Source organism: Sporichthya brevicatena (assembly GCF_039525035.1).
GTDB classification, from domain to species: domain Bacteria; phylum Actinomycetota; class Actinomycetes; order Sporichthyales; family Sporichthyaceae; genus Sporichthya; species Sporichthya brevicatena.
Genome location: NZ_BAAAHE010000054.1, coordinates 1 through 2827, shown reverse-complemented (window position 1 = coordinate 2827; position 2827 = coordinate 1). Strand labels below are relative to the sequence as shown.

The window sequence follows — 2827 nt, the reverse complement described above, 5'->3', positions numbered from 1 at the left end:
AGTCCGCGTCATGGATCAACGCTGCACCGATGACCCCAGATCAGTTGGGAGACACGCCCTAGGGATTGCGGCCGAAGCTCCCGACCATACGACCGAGGAGGTGACCGAGCCCGCCCGGTGATCACCATAGCGAGTCAAGTTGGCACGAGTGCGTATAGCCCTGATGCGTTTCAGCGACGGCACGGAGATCGCTCTGCCCAGCGAGAGTGTCGTTCTCTTCGCTCAAAGTTCTCTGCGGATCATGGCGAGGATACCGCGCCGATCTATGTGTGAGAGCCTGCGCACCGTTCGAGCGCCGACTACGCAGGAGGTACCGATGGGGCAGTCATCCGACCCAGAGATCGACCTGCTGGCCTACGTGAAGAAGTCACTCGAAGAGTCCGGCTACCCGCTGGAGATGCGAGTCGCCGCGGCGTTTCGATCACAGGGCTTCATCACCGATTCGGCGAGGTACTACGTCGAGCACGACGGCAAGACCCTCCGGGAGATCGACGTGGTCGCTCAGGGGTCGGGCCGAAACAGCCCGTCCCCTCATAAGCCATGGCTGTACTTCGCCTTTGTCATCGAGTGCAAGGCGGGGCGAGACAAGCCGTGGGTGGCGTTCCTCGGAGACGACCGCTTCGCTCGCGACGAGGACGTCTTCGATTCCATCCCACACGAATTTCTCAGCGACACGAACGAGTACGGGGATCCGAATAACGCCTTCGCCTCGTCCGATCTCCGTGGCCTGCACGCGACCAAGCTCCTGTACAGCATCGAGCCGTACGCATACTCCATCGCAGTGCCCGGCGGTCAGAACGACGGGGCCAAAGCTGCGGCGTACAACGCCGTCAGGCAGGTGAGCGCCGGCGTAGACGGCTTAGCCAGGGACTTCGCGGCTGCGGTGACACGCCCACAGCTGAGGATCTTCGTGCCGATAGTGGTGACAGCGGCACCCCTTTTCACATGCCGCCTGGACGGGCGTGGCGAACTGCAGTTGGCGCGGGCCGACCGCGTGCTGCTGGTCGCACGGCTTCGCCCGGCCGCTGAACTCACCAGCGTTTGGATCGTGCAGGACAAGTCCCTCGGTGACTTGGTCGCAGACGCCCGACAGACCGTCGAGAAGCTGTACGTCGCCTGATCCGAGGAGCAGACGAAATTGCACCAGAAGTATAGACAACGGACCCTTCTGTGCGGTTGGAAACGCTCGTCCTGTGTCCCGACACCTCCGCCAACCTCTTAGCCAACTTGACGGTGCTTAAGGAGCACGCGACTCAATCGCCCGGCTGCTGAACTCCCAACTGACTGCCCGCTACAAGTGCGGAGATCGGCACATCGTTGCGCTGAGAGCCGACGAGGCCACCCAGTGCCGAGCTGTCTTGGCGAAGACCGGCTCCCGGCTCTTCTCTCCCACCGTCGCTGGGCAGACACAGCAGAGCGGGATCGCCTCCTCGACGCGGTGCTCCTAGCGGCCGTCGCTTGCAAGAAGGTTCCGGTCCACTCGACGTAGAAGCTCAGGCGGCAAGACGCGAACGCGAGACTACGCCGGGAGCTCCAGCACACCGACGAGCTGGTCGCCGACCTCATCAGGACCACACTAAGGGCCTGCGCTTTGCCCGAGCCGTGGCCGTCATCTTTCGGGAGAGATCGATGGACAACTCTCACGTGCGTTTCGGCGTCGTTCTAAACCACGTCGCGATTGACTCCGACCTACCGTGGCAAATCGGCGGGTGGACCCTAGACCGGGCGACCCGAGACGAAGTCGATCAGTTTCGCGAACTGCTCATCGGATTCGTCAGCCAGCCCTACGCCGCCGGTCAGCCGGCTCAGGAGTTCCGGCTGGAGCTCGAGGGCAACCAAGTTCGCCCTCACCCGCTCGCAAAGGAAGACTGGCGTTACCTGGTGCTGCGCCCGACGGCTTCCGCAGTGCATTGGCAACAACTGACGGAGGCTGCGCGGCTCGCCAACACCGAACTACTGGTGGAGCTCTGGGCGACGCAAGGGCCGGTGCGAACGAGCTCTGGGGCTCCCGCCTTGGGCACGATGTACGACCAATCGCAGTGCGTTCGATTCTTCTCCTCGTTTCGGAGCGCGTGGCCCATCCCCACCGCTCGACCCGACTCGGGCGAGCTCCACGCGTTGGTGGAACTGAGAGCAGCATTGGACCAAACCCAGTACGCCGACATCGCACGCTTGATATCGGACTTTCGGACCCTCGACGTGGTCCCAGACCCAGCCCGCATCAAGCTGTTGGGCTACTTCGGGGTGATCGAAGGCTTACTGACTCACAATCCCGCCCTTGGCGACGCTTCGGATTCGATCTCGAAGCAGCTGCAGCGGAATCTCGCGATTGTGAACTCGATCCTGCCGGACGGCTTCTCCACCCATCTCGAAGAATTCGCTGGCGCGACGCTGAGTCAGGTCACCTCCGAGCTCTACAACTACCGCAGCAGGATTGCCCACGGCGGATCTGGCGATCGCGCAGTCCGATGGCTCACCGAGCGGCGGCCTCCCCAAACTGCTGAGTGGGCGGACCACGACTGGATGCACTCATTTGTCCGCCATCTAACAAAGTGCTCGCTAATCGCAGCCCTTACTGACCCAGAGGCATGCGTCCAGCTCAGGCGCCGGCCAGCCTGAGCCAGCCCACCAACCCCTTACCGCGTGGCATGAAATCTGGCATGAACCCCAGCGGGTGCCAGCATCCGGAGCGGCTGTAGAGGCTCGAACCGCAACCTCGGATGCCGGGGAGGCTATAGGCCAACGTGGGCACCGTCCTCCTAACTAGCCTCGACATTTCGCGTGTGAGCGGTTGAGTTCGGCGCGTTAAACGCGGAAGTGCCTAGCC

At 62.8% G+C, this 2827-nt stretch carries 2 protein-coding genes; both read left to right on the top strand.

Annotated elements, in window-relative coordinates; translation table 11 throughout:
• The first annotated feature begins 316 nt into the window (after positions 1-316).
• Positions 317-1120, top strand: a complete 804-nt coding sequence (locus tag ABD401_RS23855) for a hypothetical protein (protein ID WP_344609512.1) — start codon at positions 317-319, stop codon at positions 1118-1120.
• 509 nt (positions 1121-1629) lie between these two features.
• Positions 1630-2619: a hypothetical protein gene (locus ABD401_RS23850; protein WP_344609510.1), complete on the top strand. Its 990-nt coding sequence runs from the start codon at positions 1630-1632 to the stop codon at positions 2617-2619.
• The last annotated feature ends 208 nt before the right edge of the window (positions 2620-2827 follow it).